This is a genomic window from Nocardia miyunensis NBRC 108239 (genome assembly GCF_001613065.1).
GTDB lineage: Bacteria > Actinomycetota > Actinomycetes > Mycobacteriales > Mycobacteriaceae > Nocardia > Nocardia miyunensis.
In genome coordinates this window covers 58175-79838 of the sequence record NZ_BDBQ01000014.1, presented here as the reverse complement: position 1 = coordinate 79838, position 21664 = coordinate 58175, and the positions used below count along the sequence as shown (strand labels likewise).

Below are 21664 nucleotides of genomic sequence, written 5' to 3'. Positions count from 1 at the left end.
GCCGAACCGCGAGATCGCTACTGGCGCAATGCCTTCATGACGCCGAAGTACAACGTCATGGTCTTGGCCCACATCGCCTCGGACATGCCCGGCAGGGGCGCGATCGGCAGTGCGCGCTGCACCGCGATGGTCTGGGTGTCGATGTATTTGCGCAGGCCCTCGGGTCCGTGTCGACGACCGCCACCGGAGATGCCCAGCCCGCCCGAGGGCGCCGCGACGCTTCCCCACGCGGCGATGAATCCCTCGTTGACGTTGACCGATCCGGCCTCGACCCGCGCGGCGATCTGCCGCGCCCGGCCCGTATCACGGCTCCACACACTGGCATTGAGGCCGTAGGCGGAGTCGTTGGCCCGCTCGACGGCCTCCTCGTCGCTGCCGACCCGATAGACCGAGACCACCGGGCCGAAGGTCTCCTCCCGGTACACGGTCATCCCGTCACGCACATCGGCGAGGATGGTCGGCTCGTAGAAGTACGGGCCGAGATCCGGACGCGCGCGCCCGCCCGCGAGCACCGTCGCCCCCTTCGCCACGGCGTCCTCGACATGCGCTGTGACGGTATCGATCTGACGCTGGAAGGTGAGCGAGCCGATCTCGTAGGAGTAGTCCCGCGCCGAGCCGAGCGCCAGATTCCGGGTGTGCTGGGCGAATTCGGTGACGAAACGCTCGTACACGCTGTCGTGCACGTAGATTCGCTCGATCGATTCACACAGTTGCCCGGCCGAGGCGAAGCAGGCCCGCACGGCGATCTTCGCCGCCGCGGATACGTCGGCGTCGGCCAGCACGAGCATCGGGTTCTTACCACCCAATTCCAATGAGCAGCCGATCAGCCGTTCCCCGGCCTGCCGCGCGATGGTACGACCGGTGCTGCTGGATCCGGTGTAGTCGACGTAGTCGGCGCGGGCGATGATCTCGCCGCCGATCACCGACCCGCGCCCAAGTACCGCCTGCCACAGGCCCTTGGGCAGGCCCGCGCGCTCGGCGGCGTCGATCGCCCACAGCGCGGTCAGCGCGGTCTGGTTGTCCGGGCGCGCGACCACCGCATTGCCCGCCGCCAGCGCGGGCAGCGCATCGGAAACCGCAAGGGCCAGAGGGTAATTCCACGGGGAGATGACCGCGACCACGCCCTTGGGCCGATGCCGCACCTCGACCCGGGTGAGCACCGGCAGCACACCGCGCGGATTGCGCGGGGCCAGCAGCCGCTGCGCCTGCGCCGCGTAGTAGCGCGCGTTGACCGCCACGTCGCCCACCTCGTCGAAGGCGTGCACGCGCGATTTGCCGGTCTCGGTCTGCACGATGTCGAGGATGATGTCCTGTTCGGCGAGCACCAGGTCGTGGAATCGGCGCAGCACCGCGACCCGCTCGCGCACAGGCCTCTGTACCCATTCGCGCTGTGCGCGGCGAGCGGTGACGAAGGCGTTCTCGATATCGGCGGTATCGGACTGCGGCAGATCGGCGATCTTGACCCCGGTCGCGGGTGCGAACACCTCGACCGAGGGGGCCGACCCGGCCGTGGCCAGCGTCAGCAGACGCCGCACCAGTTCGGACGGAAGTGCATCCGCGGGGGCGGTCTGCGGGGCGGTCGTCATTGGTCGGCCCTCTCGGTCAGCAGGTGAGAATATTTATTGAACACCTATGTTACATGAACAGTGGTGTTAGATTAATAGGCGTAAGCCGCATGCTGTCAAGCGGCCGCCGACGATCGAGGAGGTTTCACCAGATGTCCGGTGATGTGGTGGTCCGCACTCACAACGGCACCCGGCGCGGGCGTCCGCCGCAGACCCCCGAGCAGGCCGACGAGGTGCGTGCCCGGATCGAGCTGGCCACCGCCGAGGTATTCACCGAGCACGGCTCGCGCGGACTGAGTGTCGCCCGCATCATCGAGCAGGCCGGCATCTCCCGGCCGACGTTCTACCGCTACTTCGGCAATGCCGAACAGCCACTGCACTCGCTGCTGACCCTGTCCAACGAGGGCCTGGTCGGCGGGATCCGGACGGCTCTGGCGCACTCGTTCGAACCGGTGCAGCTGGGCATCGCGATCATCGACGCCTATCTGGAATGGGCGCGCGGGCACGGCCCGATGCTGCGTCCGGTCTTCGCCGAACTGCACGATCCGGCCTCACCGGTCTCGGCCTATCGCGAGGAGGCGTTCGACGACATTCGCGCCCTGGTCCGCGCCAAATTCACCGAACTCGGCCGCTCCCTGCCCAGCCCGCTCGACCTCGACACCGCCCTGCAGACCTGCGAATACGTGGTCTATCGCGTCTCCTCGGCCGCGAACCCGGGCAGCGAACCCGATCCCGCGCAGGTCACCGAGGCGCGCCTGACCATGATCCGCAGCGTGCTGGTCACCCTCGGCGGCCGCGCCGATGTCGAACGGGCACTGGCGATTCCGGGAATCTTCGACGAACGCGGCTGAATGAACGCGGCCGCGTCGCGAGCCACGGCCCGCGACCGGCCGGTCCGCCGAGGGACCGGCCGAACAGCGCATCCGCCCGTCGCGGAATCAGGGCGGTGGTAGCGCGCCGCTGGACGCCACGCCCAGCAGGTGCGACCGGAATGCCGAGCTGGACCAGTTTCGAACACGACGGCGATAGCCACGGGGAATACGCCTCGACAGCGTAGGCCACCGGCGCGCACGACACGTCGGCCGACACCGCGTACGCGCAGGAACCCGGGCCAACTCAGCCACGTAATCCGCTGGCGCGCAGGACACGTCGGCCGATTCCGGCGCGGATGGCATCCTCGGTGCCGATGATCCGGACGTGGTGGCGGGCGCGGGTGATCGCGGTGTAGAGCAGTTCGCGGGTGAGCAGGGTGGATTCGGGGCCGGGGAGCACGATGGACACCGTGCCGTACTGGCTGCCCTGGCTGCGATGGATCGTCATCGCGTATACCGTTGTGACGCCGGGGAATTGGGTGGGGTGGACCAGATACGGTTCGCTGCCGCGCTGCAGGGCCGCGCGCAGTCCCCCGTCCGGGCCGCGCACGATCACGCCGGTGTCGCCGTTGTAGATGCGCGCCTCGTGGTCGTTGGCGGTGACCAGCAGCGGCTGACCCGGATACCAGTGTCCGGCACCGGGTTCCGCGCCGATTCCGGAAGCGGCCACCCAGCCCGCCGCCATCCGGTCCCAACGCTCGACGCCGTATCGGCCCTGCCGGTGCGCGCACAGCAGGCGATGCGATTCCATGGCGGCCAGCGCCGCCGCCGCATCGCCGTTCTCGGCCGCGGCGGTGCACTCGCGGGCGGCCAGGATCACATCGTCGCGGACGGCGGTGATCTCCTCGGGTTCACACAGCGACAATTCCGTGCCGCCGTCGGCCAGCAGAGCCAAGGCGGCCTCGGCGTCACCCGCGCGCACCGCGACGGCGAGCTCGGCGATCCGGCCGCCGAACCGGCGACCGCGGGTCAGGCGAATGATGCCGCCGCGCAGGCGATCCCGCTCCCGAGGACTCAACGCCTCGGTGCGGTCCGCCGCCCCCGGCTCGCCGAGATCGTCGCCGAGCACCTGCTCGAGCAGCGGATTCGGCGGGCCCGCAACGGGTCCGGCCACCAGATCGGCGAGTACCGCGCCCGCGTCCACCGAGGCCAGCTGATCCGGATCGCCCACCAGCACCAGGCGGGCGTCCCGGCGCACCGCGGGCAGCAGGCGGCTGGTCATGGTCAGTGACACCATCGAGGTCTCGTCCACCACGATGACGTCGTACGGCAGCCGGTTGAATTCGTTGTGCCGGAAGCGCGTCGCGCCGCCGCGCTGCCAGCCGAGCAGGCGGTGCAGGGTCGCGGCGGTGAGTTCGGGCAGATCCAGGTCACCGGCCTGCTCGCGGACCGACTCCTGTAGGCGCGCAGCAGCTTTCCCGGTCGGTGCGGCGAGGGCGATGCGCAGCTCGGGCGCGTCGGGCATCGACTGCTGATGGGCCACCAGCAGGGCCAGAATCCGGGCGATGGTGTGCGTCTTGCCGGTCCCCGGGCCACCTGCGACGACGGTCGTCCACTGCGTCGCGGCCAGCGCGGCGGCGACCCGTTGCCGGTCCGGGGGGTCCCCTGGGCCGCCGGTATCGGGAAAGAGCCGGTCCAGCTGCCGCCGGATCGTCTCCGGATCGATCATCGGATGGGTCATGGCGCGTTCGGTGAGCACCTCGCGGATGGTCTGTTCCTGCCGGTAGTACCGGTCCAGGTACAGCAGCGGGCCCGCGCCGGCGGACTCCACCAGGCGCAACGGCCGCAGCGGTCCGGCGGCGCTGCCCTGAACCAGCGGGCTGTTCCGCAGGGCCGCGAGCACCCGCGTCTCGTCGGGCCAGGGCAGGGTCGCCGGGTCGATCGGTTCGTCGGCGGTGTCCGCGTCGGTGTCGAAACCCTCACCGTCCACGCCGATCTCGTGCATTCTGGCCAGTTCGAGACAGACCGAGCCGGATCGCACCGCGCGCACCGCCAGCGCCGTCGCCAGCAGCACCGACTCGTCGTCCTCGCGGCCCAGGCGCCCGAGCCGAAGCGCCACATGCACATCCGCGGCCGCGAGCACCCCCGCGGCATTGAAGGTGCGCAACAACCCGGTGGCACGCTGGGCGAGCTGGATCGCGGTCATCGCCACCGCCCTGCCAGGAGATCGGACAGCTCCCCGGCCAGCGCGGGCGGCGGATCCCAATCGAAAACCCCGCAGCCAGGCGGTGTTTCGGGCCCGATCATGCCGCGCACGAACAGGTATCGGATCCCGCCGAGATGACGGGCGGGATCGTAATCCGGCAGACGCCAGCGCAGATAGCGGTGCAGCGCGGCCGAATACAGGATCGCCTGCAGGGGATAGTGCGAACGCATCATCTCCGCGGCCATCCGCTCGCGGGTGTAGTGCGCGACGGTCAGATCCCCGGTGCCCAGCCGGTTCGTCTTGTAGTCCACCACGACGAACCGCGGTCCGGACGTGCGCAGGACGGCGTCGATACTGCCGGTCAGGAAGCCGCGCAACGGGGTGTCCGGCAGCGTGTCGATCTGGTCGGCGTAGCCGGCGAACGGGTCGTCGGCGGGCAGGTGCGCACGCAGCAGATCGGCGATTCGGCGCAGGGTCACCCGCTCGGCGCGCGGGGTGTCACCACCGGCCAACGGCAGTTCGAAATCCAGCTCGCTGAGTCGATCCCGGCCGGAGACCTGGGCCAGGCTGCCGGTTTCCATGGGTGTGTGCAAGACCGCGAGCAGGGCGGTGGCCAGGGCGTCCGGATCGATATCGGCCAGCAGTTCGCCGATGGCGTCCGCGCAGCGGGTACGGACCTCGGCGGCCAGATCGGGAGCGTCGGTGTCGACGTACTCGAGCACGCCGTGCACCAGCGTGCCGAAATCCGCGCCGTAAGGCAGATCGTTCATGAGTGATGGGGCGGCGGAATCGATTTCGATCTCCGCCGGGATCTCGGCCGAGGGCTCGGCGGGCTCGTCCGAGACACCCCCATCGACCTCGGGCTCCGCGACGTGCATATCGTGCGCCCCTGCGGTGAGCGCGGAATAGGACGTGCGCCGCCAGTCCTGGTCGATGACGCGGTCGAACCGCGCCACGGCGAGTTCTGCGGCGATCGATTCGGCACGTTCCCAGCGTGGCCGCACCGGGTCGGCGTGTTGCACCTCCCGCACCGCGATGACACCGCCCGGCGCGCCCTGCGCCCAGTGCGAAATTTGTTCCCCCACAACGTTGTCCACCGGAATCTCGCCGCGGCCCGGCACCTCCCGGCTGCCCGGCATCCGGCCCAGCATCATCCGGTGCAGCGGCGCGGCCGCGGTGCCGTAGGTGGGCGCCCACCAGGCCACCACCTGACACTGGGCACGAGTCAGTGCCACGTACAGCAGGCGCAGTTCCTCCCCCGCCTCCTCGGTCTCGCTGCGGCGCTTGCGATCGTTGTAGCCCAGAGCTTCCGGGCCGCCCACATCGAGCACCCGATTGCCGCGCTCGTCGTGGAACATCAGCGTCGCCGGATACGGATTGCGCGCGTTGTCCCAGGCGAAAGGCAGATAGACCAGCGGAAACTCCAGGCCCTTGCTAGCGTGCACAGTGGCGATCTGCACGGCCGCGGCGTCGCGGTCCAGCCGTCGGCTGCGGTTGGCGACCGCGCCGGAGGCCGGATCGCGCACCCGATCGCCCAGCCATCGGGTCAGCGCGCTCAGGCCCAGGGATTCGCGCAGTGCCACATGGTCGATCAGCTGGGCGATGTGACGCAGATCGGTCAACTCCCGTTCACCACCGGCCACCGCGAGAAGCCGTGGCGCCAAGCGGGTCTCGGCGGCCAATCGCTCGAAGACCGCCGCGAATCCGGCCCGGCCGAACAGCCGGGCCGACTCGCGCAGTTGCTGACCGACGCGGCCGACCAGATCGGCTCCGCCCGAATCGATCTCCTCGGCCGAGTAGCCCAGCAGCGGCGTCGCCGCGGCCAGACGCACCCGGTCGGCCCGGTGCGGCTGCTCCAGAGCGCGCAGCAGCCACAGCCAGTCCGTGGCGCTGCGAGTGGCGAAAACGCTTGCGCCACCGGCCAGTACCGAGGCCACACCCACCTCGTCCAGGGCGGCCCGCACGACATCGATCTGCGAGCGCGTGCGCACCAGGACCGCGATATCGCCGGGCCCCAGCGGCCGCTCGCCGATCCGCAGGCCCGCGTCCAGTTGCCGCACGATATCGGCGGCCAGATCCGCCGCGACCCGCGAACGCTGGCGGCCGACCGCCGGGAATCCGGACTTGTTCAGCGGACCCGCGCCGGTGCGCCGAAACCACCTCAGCCGCAACGGAGTCCGATCGCCCTCGCCGGACAGTCGGGTGTGCGGCCGCACCGCCGCCACCGGATGTACGCCGATCTCCTTGTGCCCCAGCGTCGCACCGCCCATCAGATGGTCCAGCGCGCCCAGCAGACCGGCATCGCTGCGCCGGTTGACGGTCAGTTCGCGACGCTGATCCGCAACGGCCACCGCGTCCAGATAACTGAGCACCTCCGCACCGCGGAACGCGTAGATGGCCTGCTTCGGGTCACCGACCAGCACGAGGGTGGCGTGCCCGTGGAAGCACCGGCGCAGAATCTCCCACTGCAGCGGGTCGGTGTCCTGGAACTCGTCCACCAGCGCGACCCGGAACCGCTCGCGAATACGATCGCGGGCCCGCTCGCCGTGTACCGGATCGGCGAGTACGTCGTGCAGCAGCACCAGCAGATCGTCGAAGTCGCGAATGCCCGAGAGTCGTTTGCGCCGTTCGGTTTCCGCGCGCACCGCCACGCCGAACGCAACTCGCTCGGAGGCCGTCGGGTCGCCGCACTCCTCCTCGGGAACCAGCCGGGCCTGCCGATCCCGGACCGCCGCTGTGGCCAGCGCGTGCGCGTCCTTCATCGAGAAGGGCGGCACCGCCCGCGCGTACCGGGCCAGGAACAGATCCTCGGTGACGGTGGCGACCAGGTCGTCGACGTTCTCGACCAGCCGCACTCCCGGATCGTGCTCACCGGCCAGCCCCAGCTCGTCCAGCATCCGCTGACAGAAGCTGTGCGTGGTCGCGATGGTCCCCGCGTCGAACTCCGACAGCGCGGCCAGCAGCCGAGACCGCCGCAACCGAATCTCGGCCGAATCCGCCTGTGCCAGATGACGAATCAGCTCGTCTTCGCTACGCGCGGCGGCCTCCGGATCGGCCAGCGCAGCCGCGGCAGCGACGAAGCGATCGCGCGTGCGCTCCCGCAACTCCTGCGTCGCCGCCCGGCTGAACGTCACCAGCAGCAGTTCGGAGATATCCACCTCGCACTCGGCCACATACCGCACCGCGAGCCCGACGATCGCATACGTCTTCCCGGTCCCCGCACTCGCCTCGAGCACGGTCGTCCCGCCCGGCAACTCCCCACACAATTCGAATCCGCGCCCCGAGCCACCGGCCGAACTGGCCCTGGCAGCGCTGTGTCCGGCCTGTTCCCCGGCACCATTTCGACTCGCAGCGAGATCGTCGGAATGCCGCGAAGGTTCCGTTGTCCCCGGCGAATCCCACCGGTTCTCGTCCACCGGCGGTGCAACCCCACCGGCAAGCCCGGGAGCCGTGTTCGCATCCGATTCCGACGGCTCATGCCGCCAGGCAGTCGGAGCACCGGAGCCTCGCGACGAGCCATCGTCGGTGCTCGGCGAATTCCCGTTCGTACCTGCTGGCGGCACCACAGGATCGACCGCCTGCGCAGCGGTCACTCGATCCGCAGATTCGCGTGCCTGGTCGATCGCACCGGCGGCAGGATTCGAGCCGGAGCAATTTTCGGCAGATTCTCGCGGAGCCGCCGTCCGAACACTCTGCGCTGCCGGCGTCACGGTGATCGGGCTCTCGGCGAGGGCCGGATCCGGGTCCGCCACACGTTCGCTGTCATCGTCCGTCGCCCCAGCGGAAGTAGTTTCGCGGCAGGGGCTTTCGCGGGTCGGGAGTGCATCCTGAACCTTATCCTCGGCCGGTACCGCGAATTCCGCGGCATCGTCCGACGCCGGTTCGGATGCGGCCGGTTGTGGTTCGCGTTCGCCGGTCGATGGTTCGGCGTGCGTGTCGGCGTCGGGATGTACGAGGTCGGCGAATTCGGACGCCTCGGGCATGTCGAACAGGTCGGCGGTGACCGGGGTTCCCGAGCGGCGGGGCGCTGGGGATTTCGCGGCCCGGCGGCGGGGACGGTGAGCCGGGGCCTCAACGGGGAAAAGTTCCTCACTCATGGCTGTCCCTGGGTTTCGGCGGCGAGCAGCGGGGCCCACAGGCGGCGGGCGAGGGATCCGAACTGGGTGGGTTCGCCCGACGGATCCGGTTCGGCCAGTGGGGTTTCCAGTAGTTCCAGGCGGGGCGCCGGGCCCCAGACGTAGCGCAGGTAGCGGTCGGTGTGCTCACCGTAGGGCTTGGGGCCGTGCGCGCCGCCGAGGAATTCCTGCTCGGCGGCCGTGCGGGCCTCGTCCACATTCGCGCCCTGGCAACGGCGTTCGGCATAGACCGCCGACGCGGCGGTGGCGATCGGCAGCGGTTCGCTCAGACCCAGATCGCGCAATTCCACCAGATCGCGCAAGATCTCCTGTGCCACAGCGCCATTGGGTGCGGCCAGTACCGAACGCCATGCGGGGCGGCCGAATCTGCCCCGGCCGAAGGTCAGCGCCTGCCAGCTCTGATGCCGCTCGGTCGCCGCCAGGGCCAGCACCCGCACCCAGGCCGCGATCCGGTGTTTGGGGGCCAGACGCGAGAAGGTGGTCCGCACCACCGCATCGTCGTGCACATCCGCGACCGTGCCGCGCAGCAGCCTGCCCTCACCCAGATCCACCGCGATATCGATACTGCGAGAAGGTAATTCGTGGATCGGCCGGGCCACCCGAACGAGCCGGTCGACGGTGCTCTCGACCTCGTCCAGCACCGCCGCGCCGAGCCCGAACGGCGGCAGCGTCCCGCGCCGCCATTCGGCCGCGCGCAACGTCTCGGGCTCGGCGCCGTGCAATCGCGCGGTCAGCATGCGCTCGCCGATATTCCATTTCGTCAGGCCGTCCAGTTCGATCGGCAGCCGCTCGTCGATCTCCTCTTCCTCCTCGGGCACCCTGATCCCCAGGCGCTGCCACAGGAATGCCCGGACCGGATGCTCGACGAACGAGATCAGTTCCGCGAGTTCGACATCCGAGCGCACGGCGGCGGGCAGCGGTGCGGGCAGGAAGCCCGTCGGCGCGCGCACCGTACCGGCCGCGGCCCGCGCACCGGCCAGGGCGATCGCGTCGAAGCTGAACGGCCGCACCGGGTCGAAGTTGCGACTGTCGAAGGCTTGCAGGGGATGTCGCGTCACCACCGAGCCGAGTTCACCTCCTCGCTGCGCGGCCAGCACATCGAGCAGTTCGGCCAGCGGGATCGCGGGCGGGCGATGCGCGCCGGTGACCGGATCGGCTCCGGTGTGCAGCACGACCAGCCGTTCCCCGGCCGCCATGATGGCGTCCAGCAGCATCTGACGGTCCTCGCTGCGCGGATCACGTTCTCCCACATGCGGATCGCGGGCCAGCACATCGTCCCCGTCGATACCGCCCGCGCGCGGGAACACCTCGTCGTCCAGGCCGAGCAGGACCACCACGCGATGCGGCACCGAGCGCATCGGAGCCATCGCGCACACGGTCAGCTCGCCGGTGCGGAAATTGGTGCGCACGGAGCGCGCGGCCAGTCGCGATTGCAGCAGCGCGGCGATATCGGGCAGCCGCAACGCGATATCACCCCCGTGTTCGAGGGCCGCACTCAGTTCGCGGCGCGCCTGCACGGCCTGCCAGGTGTTCGCATACGACACCTCGGTCAGCAGATCCAGCGCCCGCCCGAGCACCTCGGCCCACTCGTGCGCCGGGCGCGATCCCCCGGCCGGATCGACCGGCGTCGGCCCGCGCAGATCGCGCACGCAGACCGCGAGACGGTCGGTGAACTCGGCGAATCGCCCGGCCAGATCCACATCACCGGAGTCGACGTCCTCGAGCGGCAGGGCGAGATCGAGCCAGTCCTCGGAGGATTCACCCGCCGCGACACCGAGCAGAATCCGGTCCACCGCCGCGTTGAGCGTGTTCTGCGCGAAGTCCCCGAGCCCGAACGCCTGCCGCTGCCGCTGCCCGATCCCCCACCGCGCACCGGTCTCGGCCGCCCATTCCCGCAGCCGCTCGATATCGTCGTCGTCGAATCCGCAGCGCATCCGCACCGGTTCGGCCGCGGCCAGATCCAGCACCTGGGTGACGGTCACCCGGCCGTCGGCCAGATCGAACAGGGCCAGCAGCACCGCCAGCACGGGATTGGCGGTCCCAGCCGTCCGGTCGGCCAGCCGCACGCGCAGGTCGTGCGCGGGATTGCTCGCGGCCGTGGCAGTTTCGCCCGACCGGGGATCGGCGTGCCACTGTCCGAACGCGGCTCGCACCAGCGGCGCGAAACTCTCCACATCCGGGCACAACACGATCACATCGCGCGCCTCGAGCGTCGGATCCTCGGCGAACAGACCCAGCAGTACGTCCCGCAGCACCTCCACCTGACGCGCGGGCCCGTGACACGAGTGCACCCGCACGGTGTCATCACCGGGCATCGAGTCCGGGTGCGGCGGCCACACATCCGCCCGTATCCCGTCCTGCAATGCGGAAAGCACTGTGCCCGAGGATGTTTCGCCGCCGCTTCCCGGATGATGCATATCGATCGCCGAGCCCATCGCGCGCACCCGCTGCTGCAACTCCCGCACATCGCGTCCCAGCGCGGCCAGCAGCGGATGCGCCACGGCCAGCGCACTCGAATCGGCCGACCGGCGCGCGGCATCGGCCCCCGGATCGGCCGCGTTCAGCGTGGCCCACATGACCGGACTCGGATGCACCAGCCACACGTGCACGTCGCGATGTTCGGCCAGCGCGGCAAGCACGTTCACCTGATCGATGCTCGAGCGGGACGGGCCGAACAGCGAGATCCGTTGCGGCAGTTCGACGATGCCCGGTTCGGAGCGCAATCGCGCACACGCTCCCGGCAGTCGTTCCGCGGGGCTCGGCGTGCCGATGCTCTCGCGCAGCCGCCGCCACAGTCGCGGCTGCCACCGCAGATCCGCCGAGAGTTCCGCGCCGAATCCGTCGGTGTCCGCGCCCGCGGCCCAGTCTGCGATCACAGTCGGGCGCTGGGTGGCGTAGCCGTCGAACAGCGTCGCGACGCCCATGGCCGTGGCGAATCGCCGGCCCGCCCGATACGAGCGCCCCGACGGATCGTCCGCACCGAGATGCCGCGCCGGAACCGCGCACCACGGCTCGCCGACCGAGGCATCGAGCACCCGAATCAGCGACCACACCATGCGCTCGGGCGCCCACGGATCCGCATCGGCGGCGACACCGCTCGCCGCGCCCAGCGCGTCGGCGGTCAGGGCGGCGACAGAGGTGAATCGCACATTCGCGCAAACCCCGTCACCGGCGCTGCCGCCGAGCACCCCGGCCAGCCGCTGCGTGAGCCAGCGCTCCACCCCCTTGGCCCCGACCGCGACCACCTCGGCGGCGAACGGGTCCTCGAGCGGCCTGGCCAGTACCGACGCGAGCTCATCGGCGAGGGTGTCCGCCCGTTCGGCCCGGTGGATGTGCAGCGCCATGGACCGCCTCTTTCGTCTGTTTTCGCGCGGCCTGTGGCGCCGCGCCCCGGTGAACTGTGTCTCGGCCCGGCCGCCCGCCGATAGACCACGCGACATTACCGCCCGCGATCAATCCGCCCGCGCGGCCCCGCACCCGAGACGGTTCACACCCGCCCCGGCGAACCGCAGGTGACGGCCGGTACCAGTAACCGGCCCCGACAATCGTGCACCCGAGCGAGCCTCCCACGAGCCCGACACACCGTGACGATCCGGACACGCCGACGACCACATCGCCTCGAATCCGACCCCGACCAAACGCCCGGGCAACGGCTACTCCACAGCGAATAGCACTGAGCACCGCATTGTCCAAGATTCGCGATATATACCAAATTCGTAGCAACACAAGCGGATCCATGTGTGACGGTGAATACTCGCATCGACCGGGATTCGCCACCGCGTGTCACCCCGGCGGACGCTGCGCGATGTGCCACAGTGCTCTGCGGGGAGGCAACGGGAGAAGCGGTTTCGAAAGGCTGGTTCGGTAGATGTCTGCGTCGGTGATTCCCCTCGTACCCAGATCAGGGTTCACGGTTCGCCGCATGGGTGACCGCTGGGAACTGGTCAATTCACGCCACTACGGCCGCACGATCGTCCTGAATTCATGGCCTCGCGATCGGCACACCGAGGCATTCTCACACTGCTACCGGCTCAACGGCCGCAGCGTCGAGGAACTGCTCGCCGCCTTCCGCTGAGGCCGCACCGCCGGGCCGTTTCGAACCGCACCACGGTCGAAATGCCTTGCGCGGCAACGTCGACGGCGACCTAGCACATCCAGCGGCAGACCTCAAGACGTGCATCGGACGCCTCCGCCTGTCTAAGGTGGTCCACCGTGCGTTATCCCCGCTCCGCCTCGCGCGCTACTCGCCCCTCACGCATGGCCGTCGGCGCCTGCGTCCTCGCCGCCGGCCTGATGGCCACCGCACCGGCCGTTCACCCGGCCCCTGCCACGGCTTTCCCGATTCGCGTCCAGGGCTGTGTCAACGGCTTCGACTGCGATATGAGCCAGCGCATCGCGCAGGTCAACTCCTATCTATCCGGACGACCCGGTGTCACGGGTTACGTTGTGCGCGACCGGAAAACCGGCGCGGTGTACAGCAACGGCAATGCCAACAGGCCGATCTGGACCGCCTCCACGATCAAACTCGCCATCGCCGAGGATCTGATCAACCGGCAGCGCGTCCACGCGATCGTGATCACGCCGCAGGATCGCGCACTGCTCGAGTCGATGCTGGCCACCTCCAACGACAACGCCGCCGACATCCTCTGGACCAAATTCTCCGGACCCGACCACCAAGCCTTCAACAAGGCCTTCCGCGCCAACGGCATGACCGGCCTCGCCCCGCAGCCCACCCCCGCCGGGAAGGTGTTCCCGGACTGGGGTTTCCAGAAGTGCACCGCCGCGGACCTGGACCGGCTGATGTCCAACGTCCTGGACCATATGAACCCCGCCGACCGGAACTACCTGCTCGACCGCATGCGCAAGGTCGACACCAACCAGCACTGGGGTGTCTGGGGCGCGGGCGCGGCGATGAATCCGGGCCTGAAGAACGGCTGGTCCCAGGAGCGCAGCGGCTGGGTGGTCAACTCGGTCGGCTTCGCCGGTCCCAACGAGCGCTACACCCTGGCCGTCATGAACGACCTGGGCGACAAGGGCGGCTACGACGACGGCGAGCAGACCACCACCCAGGTCGCCAAACTCCTCCTCAGCGGCAGAAGCTAGCGCCGCCGCAGGTGCATGGGGGCCCCGTCGCGGGGGAACGGGATGGTGTTGAATCCCCAAGGCATCAGGTAGCTTTCGGGGATTCGCCACTCGTATTCGCGGACCATGGCGGCGAGGACGACCTTCACCTCCAGCATGCCGAAGTGCATGCCGATGCACTTGTGCGCGCCCGCGCCGAAGGGCATCCAGGCCAGCCGGTGGGATTTGTCCTCGCGACGGTGCTCGGCGAACCGTTCCGGATCGAAAACCGCTGGGTTGGACCAGAATTCGGGCAGCAGGTGGTTCACTCCGTAGGCCACGTCGATATGCGTGCCCGCGGGAATGTAGTGACCCGCGATCTCGGTGTCGCGCACCGAGCGACGCACCAGGCCCGGCACCGGCGGCACCAGGCGCAGGCTCTCCTTGATGACCAGCTCCAGATCGTGCAACTCGTCCAGATCGGCGATGGTCGGCGGCGCGCCATTGGTCCGTTCATGCAGCGCCAGCACCTCGGCCCGCACCCGCTCCTGCCACTCCGGGTGGTGGCCCAGATAGTAGGCGGCCGCCGTGGCCGTCGTCGTCGTGGTGTCGTGCGCGGCCATGATCAGGAAGATCATGTGATTGACCACGTCGGCATCGCTGAACTGCTCGCCGTCCTCGGTGCGCGCATGGCACAGCGCGGAGAAGAAATCCGGTGTGTCCGAACGCCTCTTCTCCGGCAGCATGCGTTGGAAATACGCTTCGAGCACCTTGCGCCCGCGCAATCCGGCGTTCCAGGCCGTGCCCGGCAGCGGCTGCCGCACCACCGACAGCGACGCGTGCGTGCAATCGACGAACGCGGCGCCCAGGCGACGACGTTCGGGCCCCGGATCCGCGGCCATGAAGATCTCGCTCGCGGTCTCCAGCGCCAGATCCTTCACCGTCGGATACAGCTCCACACGCGAGCTGTCCGCACCCGCGGGCACCCACCCGGCGATGGCATTGTCGACGGCCGGACCCAGTTGCGCCAGATAGGAGACCAGCCTGTCGCGGGTGAATGCCTGCTGCATGATGCGGCGGTGATACATGTGCTCGTCGAACTCGAGCAGCAGCAGTCCGCGGTGGAAGAAGGGACCGATGAAGTAGTCCCAGCCCTGCCCGAAGTCGTTGCGGCGCTTGCCGATCACCTCGTCCACGGCCTCGGGCCCGGCGACCAGCACCCGGTCTATGCCGAGCGCCTTGTTGTAGCTGACCGGACCGTAGCGGTTGTACCGATCCATTATCTCCGCAGTGCCCCAGCGCAGATATTGCAGCGCTCGCCCGAGATACGGCAGACCCACATCGCCGCGGACGGTCAGTTGCCCACTTCCCTCGGGTGGGGCGGCAAGCGACAGTTCGCGGGGCGGGAGCAGACGTAGCATCCGGTCGATCGGATGCCGGTCCGGGATCTGCAGAAGTCCGAGATTTTCCCGTTCCGCAGCGTCGACGCTGACCATGAGCGACCTTTCAATTAAAAGTACACCTTGTACATTACCGGTACGATGGCAATGTGACAAGGGATACACCGCGCGAATCGCGCCGTCCACGCGGACGGCCGCCCGGTCCGTCGCGGGATCCCGCAATCCGTCGCGGCGAAATCCTGGACGCCGCCGAACGCGTCGTCGCCGAATCCGGCACACCGATCACCTTCGCCCAGGTCGCCGCCGAAGCCGGATACGCCCGCACCGCGGTCTACGCGGTCTTCCCGGATATGCCCGCCCTGGTCGACGCGCTCGCCGAACGGCATATGGAGGGTCTGCTCGCCGCCGCCGACGCGATCCTCACCCAGCCGCTGCCGGTGCGCGAGATGTTGCGCGCGATCGTGGCGCTGGTCTGCGATTTCGTCGACGCGAACCCCAATCGGCACCACCTGCTCATGCAGCGCCTGCAATCCGACGAATCCCTCGGCGCGGGCGTCGTCGGCCACCACCGTCCCCTGTTCGCCCGGCTGTCCGAATGGGCGACCGAGGTCTTCGAATCCATCCTGCGCACCGTCGACGCGGATCCCGCGCTGGCCCGCGTCTGGGCCAGCGCGACCATCGGCGCGATCCTCATGTCCGCCGAGGACTGGGGCCGCGATCCGGTCCGCGACCGCGCCGAATTCGTCGACCGGCTCACCGCGTTCCTGTGGCCGTCGGTGGAGAGCATCGGCGGTGACCGATTCATCGGGCCGATCGACCTGCCCGGCGAGCACGATCCCGGGCCGGTCCGCGATCATGCGACCCGCCGTCCGCGGGCGTGACCCGGACGCGCCGGTTCCTTCCGCTCGCCGTGACTGTCCGCTGGGGGCCGACTACGGTATGGCGTGTCGGAACACCCAACGCAATCGGGCGAGGAGCGGGAGACATGGGCATCCAAACCGGCGGTAAGCAGCGCCATCGGGTGGTGGTGATCGGTTCCGGCTTCGGCGGCCTGTTCGCCTGCCGACATCTGAAGAAGGCCGACGTCGACATCGTCCTGATTTCCAAGACCTCCACGCACCTGTTCCAGCCGCTGCTTTATCAGGTCGCCACCGGCATCCTGTCCACCGGCGAGATCGCCCCCGCGACCCGCATCGTGCTGCGCAAGCAGCAGAACGTGCAGGTGATCATGGGCGACGTGCACGATATCGACCTGGTCGAGCGCACCGTCACCTCGGAGTTGCTGAACGAGGACACCGTCACCCCCTTCGACAGCCTGATCGTGGCGACCGGCGCTCAGCAGTCGTACTTCGGCAACGACCATTTCGCCACCTATGCCCCGGGCATGAAGACCATCGACGACGCGCTCGAACTGCGCGCCCGCATCCTCGGCTCGTTCGAGGAGGCCGAGCTCGCCACGACGCAGGAGCGGCGCGACCGGTTCCTGACCTTCGTCGTGGTCGGCGCGGGCCCGACCGGTGTCGAACTGGCCGGTCAGATCGCCGAACTCGCCGATCGCACCCTGGCAGGCACCTTCCGCAACATCGATCCGCGCGACGCCCGCGTCATCCTGGTGGAGGGTGCGGACGCGGTGCTCAAGCCGATGGGCCCCAAGCTCGGCCCGAAGGCGCAGCAGCGCTTGGAGAAGATGGGCGTGGAGATCCAGCTCAACGCGATGGTCACCGATGTCGACGCGCGCGGGGTGACGATCAAGGACCATGACGGCGAGCGTCGCATCGAGGCCGCCTGCAAGGTCTGGTCGGCCGGTGTGCAGGCCAGCGGCCTGGGCAAACAGCTCGCCGAACGCTCCGACGGGACGCAGACCGATCGCGCCGGGCGCGTCATCGTCGAACCCGATCTGACCATCAAGGGGCATCCCAACGTCTTCGTGGTCGGTGACCTGATGTCGGTGCCGGGCGTGCCCGGCCAGGCGCAGGGCGCGATCCAGGGCGCGACCTACGCCGCCAAGCAGCTCACGGCCGAGGTCTCGGGTAAGCAGAAGCCCGCGGATCGCGTGCCGTTCAAGTACTTCGACAAGGGCAGTATGGCCACCATCTCGCGGTTCGACGCGGTGTGCCAGATCGGCAAGCTGGAGTTCAGCGGTTTCTTCGCCTGGCTGATGTGGCTGGTGCTGCACCTGTACTACCTCATCGGATATCGCAGCCGGGTGGTCACGGTCTTCCAGTGGTTCGTCGCGTTCCTCGGCCGCAATCGCGGGCAGATGGCCGCGACCGAGCAGTGGGTGTTCGCGCGGCTGGCACTCGAGGCGCTCAACGGCAACGAGGACGACGAGAAGGAAGTGCGCGCCGAAACCGGTAATGGCGCTGGCAAATCCGCGCGAAAAGCGGTGCCGGACCCCAAAGCGGGCTGAGCGACAGAACTTCTCGGCATCCAGCCAGCTACTTCTTCGTCGACACGCGAATTTCCACGCATATTCGGATACGACCAATCCGGCAGCCTGCCCTGATCCGAATGTGGGACGTCGCTATCCCTGTCACGAAGAAAGGTCGCAATGGCCGGAGGCAAACACAGAGCGCCTAATCCACACCGTACCCGCGTCGGCAATGTCGTTGCGGCGAGCGCGGTTCCGCTGGTTCTGGCCGTGGTCGGAAGCGGTGCGGCCACCGCGGCGCCCGCGCATCCGAGTACGGCGACCCAGCACGACGAATCGACTCCGCAGCGGCCGGCGAACAATGTGCCGCATGTGCATCCCCATGAGGGTCTGCGCATTCCCAGCGATACGCTCAGCTCACTGCAGGACGCACGGCCGATGCCCGATCAGAGTTATCTGGCTCCGGTCGGGCAGTTGCACGCGCCGACGGCGGTCGCACCGGTGCCGCCGATCGCACCGCCACCCGGCAAATTCCGTTTCGGCGACGTCCAGTTCGACGCGCCGACGTGGATCAACCGCGATCAGGCGATCATCGTCAACGATCAGTCCGCTCAGGCCGAGGCGAATATGGCCACCTTCCTGGACTCGGTCGGCATGGAACGCAGTCGATCGGATCGGATCGCCTCGGCGACGGTCGGTGACGCCGCGATCGGCGCGGTCGCGGGCGCGGCTGCCTCGGCGCCGCTCGCGGCCACCTCCGGTCTGGTCGGCGGTGTGGCCGGTCTGGTGGCGGGGATTCCGTTCCTGCCCGCCGGGCTGATCGCCGGGCCCGCCCTGGGAGCGGCCATCGGCGCGGGCGTCATCACGGTTCCGTGGGCCGCCGCGGGTGCGGCAACCGGCGCCGCCGTCGGCGCGGCCCAGGGATTCACCGCACCGCCGCGCGTCGTCGCCGGCTGAATTTCTCCCCGCATCGGCACGGGCGGGAAGCGACCAACGGGTCCGCTTCCCGCCCGTCGCCGTTTCCGGAGTGCCTGTACGCAGGCACAATTCATCTATTCATCGAATGATTCGATGTCTTGCCCGAAATCGATGATCCGGACCCGCCGACACGCGGATAATCGCTGAGCACAGGGGGATTCGATGAGGATGCAAGGAGCTCCCATGCGCGGCAGGACATTACTTCGATTGGCAGCGATCGCCGGGATAGCGGGTTTGGCGGCCTGCAGCAGCACCGCGACGAAGAACACCGTGAGCGAAGGCAATACGAGTACGAGCGCGGCCGCGACGCCGCCCACGATCAGCAGCGAGCCGTTCGGTCAGGTCGGCGGCACGGCGGTGGACCGCTACACCCTGACCAGCGGACACGGTATGCGCGTGCGCATCCTGACCTACGGCGGCATCGTCCAGTCGATCGAGGTGCCGGACAAATCCGGGCGCACCGACGACGTCGTGCTCGGATTCCCGACGCTCGACGGCTATCTGGCCAACAACGGCTCGGGCAAGCCCTACTTCGGCGCGACGGTCGGCCGGTACGCGAACCGAATCGCCAAGGGCGCGTTCACCTTGAACGGCACCGAATACCACGTCCCGGTCAACAACAACGGCAACAGCCTGCACGGCGGCACCGACGGTTTCGATCAGAAGGTGTGGCAGGCCAGTCCGCAGAACGGCAACGGGACGGTCGGGCTGAAACTCCAATACGTCAGTCCCGCAGGCGAAATGGGCTATCCGGGCACACTGACCACGACGGTCACCTACACCCTGGATCAGCAGAACCGGCTCCGGATCGATTACGGCGCGACAACCGACGCACCCACGGTGATCAACCTGACCAATCACAGCTACTTCAACCTGGCCGGTGAATCCACCCTCGGCATCTACGACCAGAAACTCACCCTCAACGCCGACACCTACACCCCCACCGACGCCACCCAGATCCCGACCGGACAGTTCGTCCCGGTCAAAGGCACGCCGATGGATTTCACCACACCCACCGCGATCGGCGCGCACATCGCCGCGAACGATCCGCAACTCCTGCTCGCCCAGGGCTACGACCACAACTGGGTGATCAACCGCGGCGACAACACCGGCCTCGTGCAGGCCGCCAAGGCGCAGGACCCGCAGTCGGGCCGAACGCTGACCGTCTCCACCACCGAACCCGGCGTCCAGTTCTACACGGCCAACTTCCTCACCGGAACGTTCACCGGCACCAGCGGCCACGTCTACCGCCAGGGCGCCGGATTCACCCTCGAAACCCAGCACTACCCCGATTCCCCCAACCACCCCGACTTCCCCACCACCACCCTGAACCCGGGCCAAACCTTCAGCTCCACAACGGTATTCGCCTTCGGCACCGAATAGGGATCCGCTCGCCATCGGGGCGGCCGCCGAGGACACCCTCGCATGACCACCACGGCTCAGGTATCGCCGCTGGTCGATGAGCACACCGCGCTCGGCGCCGCCTTCACCGATTTCGCCGGATGGCAGATGCCGCTGAAGTACGACAGCCAATTGGCCGAACACCACGCTGTGCGCACCACCGCAGGCCTGTTCGATCTGTCCCACATGGGTGAAATCCGCGTCCGGGGCACTGACGCCGGTGCCGTCCTGGACTATGCCCTGGTGGGTGAGCTGTCGAAGGTCCCAGCCGGTCGCGCCAAGTACTCGCTACTGTGTAGCGCGGAAGGCGCGGTTGTCGACGATCTGGTCGTCTACCGCCTCGCGGACGAGCACTACCTGGTCGTCGCCAACGCCGCCAACGCGTCCGCCGTTTTCGCTGAACTCGCCACGCGTGCAAAGGGATTCGATGCAGCGGTAGAAGACCGCTCGGCCGAGACCGCGCTGATCGCGGTGCAGGGACCCGTCGCACAGGACGTCCTCACCGCGCTGGTTCCGCGCGAGCAGGCACAGCTCGTCACCGACCTGAGGTACTACGCCGTAGCGCCCGCCGAGGTCGCGGGGCTGCGGATTCTGCTCGCTCGCACCGGCTACACGGGCGAGGACGGATTCGAGCTGTATGTTCCAGGCGCCGACGCCGTAGAGCTGTGGCGGGCGCTGCTCGAGGCCACCACGGCCCGCGGTGGCGTACCCGCTGGTCTCGCGTGCCGCGACACGTTGCGGCTGGAAGCCGGGATGGCGCTATACGGCCACGAATTGACGCTGCACACCAACCCGTACGAGGCAGGTCCTGGGCAACCTGTGCGAACCAGGTACCGCCGTAACGGTCGATATCCGGGGCAGACAGGAGCAGTTCACCCTCACCCCCGCACCGTTCTACCGCAGATCCTGAATCCTGGTCCGCTCACCGGTCCTGGCCCACTCCCGTCATCCCGTCCGGCTTCCGCCGAAGCCGGTTACTCGAAGGTGTTCTCATGTCCGCCAACCTGATTCCCGATGATCGCAGTTACACCGCCGACCACGAATGGGTCTTGCTCGACCCCGGATCGGCGCTTCCGGACCACCCGGTCCGAGTCGGCATCACCGCTGTCGCAATCGAGTCGCTCGGCGATCTCGTGTACGTCGACCTGCCCGAGATCGGCTCCACCATCGTCGCGGGCGAGGCATGCGGTGACATCGAATCGACCAAGACCGTCTCCGAGCTCTATCCGCCGGTCAGCGGACGAGTGACACTGCTCAACACCACCGTCGTCGACAACCCCGATCTCGTCACCGCCGACCCCTACGGACAGGGCTGGCTGTTCGCCGTACTGCCGACCGCCACCGGGGACCTGCTGACCGCCGCGGAATACGCGGCGAGGTACGAGACGAACGCATGAGTGTCCCGGACCACGAGTTCACCGGCTTCGCCCGGAACATCACCGCGTTGATCAGCGAGATGCCATCAAGTAACGTCTCGTTATCCAACGATACATTAGACTTCTGACCTTCGAGAGCGACGCATCCACATCGCGGCCGACTCCAGCCATTCCTGCAACGGAACGCCGTATTCGCTTGCAGAAAGCAGCTTCAGAGACCCGTTCGGCCGCCCGCCCCTTGCCGGACGAAACCGAAAGGGTTACGCTAGATAACGGTACATTGCATAAAGTACCGTTATCTAGGGCAAATGATCATGATGGCGGTCCTCGGGGATCATCCATCCCGTGATGTGCAGGT

Annotated in this window: 14 protein-coding genes; 9 read left to right on the top strand and 5 right to left on the bottom strand. The window is 68.5% G+C overall.

The genetic code is table 11. The annotated features are described in order from the left end of the window. Positions 1–17: 17 nt before the first annotated feature. Entirely contained in the window at positions 18–1586 is a 1569-nt protein-coding gene (locus NM2_RS08415) for a succinic semialdehyde dehydrogenase (protein WP_067666309.1), read from the bottom strand. Positions 1587–1717: 131 nt separating this feature from the next. Here NM2_RS08415 and NM2_RS08410 point away from each other — a divergent pair, with 131 nt between their 5' ends. Further along, the gene (locus NM2_RS08410; protein ID WP_067666307.1) at positions 1718–2416 is read left to right on the top strand and encodes a TetR/AcrR family transcriptional regulator; all 699 of its coding nucleotides are present in this window, start codon (positions 1718–1720) and stop codon (positions 2414–2416) included. A gap of 265 nt (positions 2417–2681) precedes the next feature. Here NM2_RS08410 and recD read toward each other — a convergent pair whose 3' ends face one another. The 3 genes from recD to recC all read right to left on the bottom strand — a co-directional run bounded on the left by recD (position 2682) and on the right by recC (position 12063). Then, on the bottom strand, positions 2682–4583 hold the full coding sequence (gene recD, locus NM2_RS08405; RefSeq protein WP_067666413.1) for an exodeoxyribonuclease V subunit alpha: 1902 nt from the start codon (positions 4581–4583) through the stop codon (positions 2682–2684). After that, on the bottom strand, positions 4580–7849 hold the full coding sequence (locus NM2_RS08400; protein WP_067666411.1) for a UvrD-helicase domain-containing protein: 3270 nt from the start codon (positions 7847–7849) through the stop codon (positions 4580–4582). The genes recD and NM2_RS08400 overlap by 4 nt, the downstream gene beginning before the upstream one ends. 827 nt (positions 7850–8676) lie before the next feature. Continuing rightward, a complete protein-coding gene (gene recC, locus NM2_RS08395) occupies positions 8677–12063 on the bottom strand; it encodes an exodeoxyribonuclease V subunit gamma (protein ID WP_067666306.1) in 3387 nt (1128 codons plus the stop codon). Positions 12064–12641: 578 nt separating this feature from the next. Between recC and NM2_RS08390 the strand changes: the two genes are divergently transcribed. Then, a complete protein-coding gene (locus tag NM2_RS08390; RefSeq protein WP_245717908.1) occupies positions 12642–12794 on the top strand; it encodes a hypothetical protein in 153 nt (50 codons plus the stop codon). A gap of 137 nt (positions 12795–12931) precedes the next feature. Further along, a complete protein-coding gene (locus NM2_RS08385; protein ID WP_245717907.1) occupies positions 12932–13822 on the top strand; it encodes a serine hydrolase in 891 nt (296 codons plus the stop codon). Here NM2_RS08385 and NM2_RS08380 read toward each other — a convergent pair. After that, positions 13819–15276 (bottom strand): cytochrome P450, encoded by a 1458-nt coding sequence (locus tag NM2_RS08380; RefSeq protein ID WP_067666301.1) that lies wholly within the window; start codon positions 15274–15276, stop codon positions 13819–13821. The genes NM2_RS08385 and NM2_RS08380 overlap by 4 nt on opposite strands. A 53-nt stretch (positions 15277–15329) precedes the next feature. Between NM2_RS08380 and NM2_RS08375 the strand changes: the two genes are divergently transcribed. From NM2_RS08375 to gcvH, 6 genes are all read left to right on the top strand, one after another. Next, a complete protein-coding gene (locus NM2_RS08375; RefSeq protein WP_067666299.1) occupies positions 15330–16061 on the top strand; it encodes a TetR/AcrR family transcriptional regulator in 732 nt (243 codons plus the stop codon). Positions 16062–16165: 104 nt separating this feature from the next. Continuing rightward, the gene (locus NM2_RS08370; protein WP_067666297.1) at positions 16166–17590 is read left to right on the top strand and encodes an NAD(P)/FAD-dependent oxidoreductase; all 1425 of its coding nucleotides are present in this window, start codon (positions 16166–16168) and stop codon (positions 17588–17590) included. A gap of 141 nt (positions 17591–17731) precedes the next feature. Then, complete coding sequence (locus NM2_RS08365) at positions 17732–18508, top strand: DUF456 domain-containing protein (RefSeq protein ID WP_067666295.1); 777 nt, start codon at positions 17732–17734, stop codon at positions 18506–18508. A gap of 204 nt (positions 18509–18712) precedes the next feature. Beyond that, the gene (locus NM2_RS08360) at positions 18713–19912 is read left to right on the top strand and encodes an aldose epimerase family protein (protein WP_067666293.1); all 1200 of its coding nucleotides are present in this window, start codon (positions 18713–18715) and stop codon (positions 19910–19912) included. A 42-nt stretch (positions 19913–19954) separates the two neighbouring features. Next, positions 19955–20938: a glycine cleavage system aminomethyltransferase GcvT gene (gcvT, locus tag NM2_RS08355; RefSeq protein ID WP_157120974.1), complete on the top strand. Its 984-nt coding sequence runs from the start codon at positions 19955–19957 to the stop codon at positions 20936–20938. Further along, the gene (gene gcvH, locus NM2_RS08350) at positions 20923–21327 is read left to right on the top strand and encodes a glycine cleavage system protein GcvH (RefSeq protein WP_067666292.1); all 405 of its coding nucleotides are present in this window, start codon (positions 20923–20925) and stop codon (positions 21325–21327) included. Before gcvT ends, gcvH begins: the two co-directional genes overlap by 16 nt. The last annotated feature ends 337 nt before the right edge of the window (positions 21328–21664 follow it).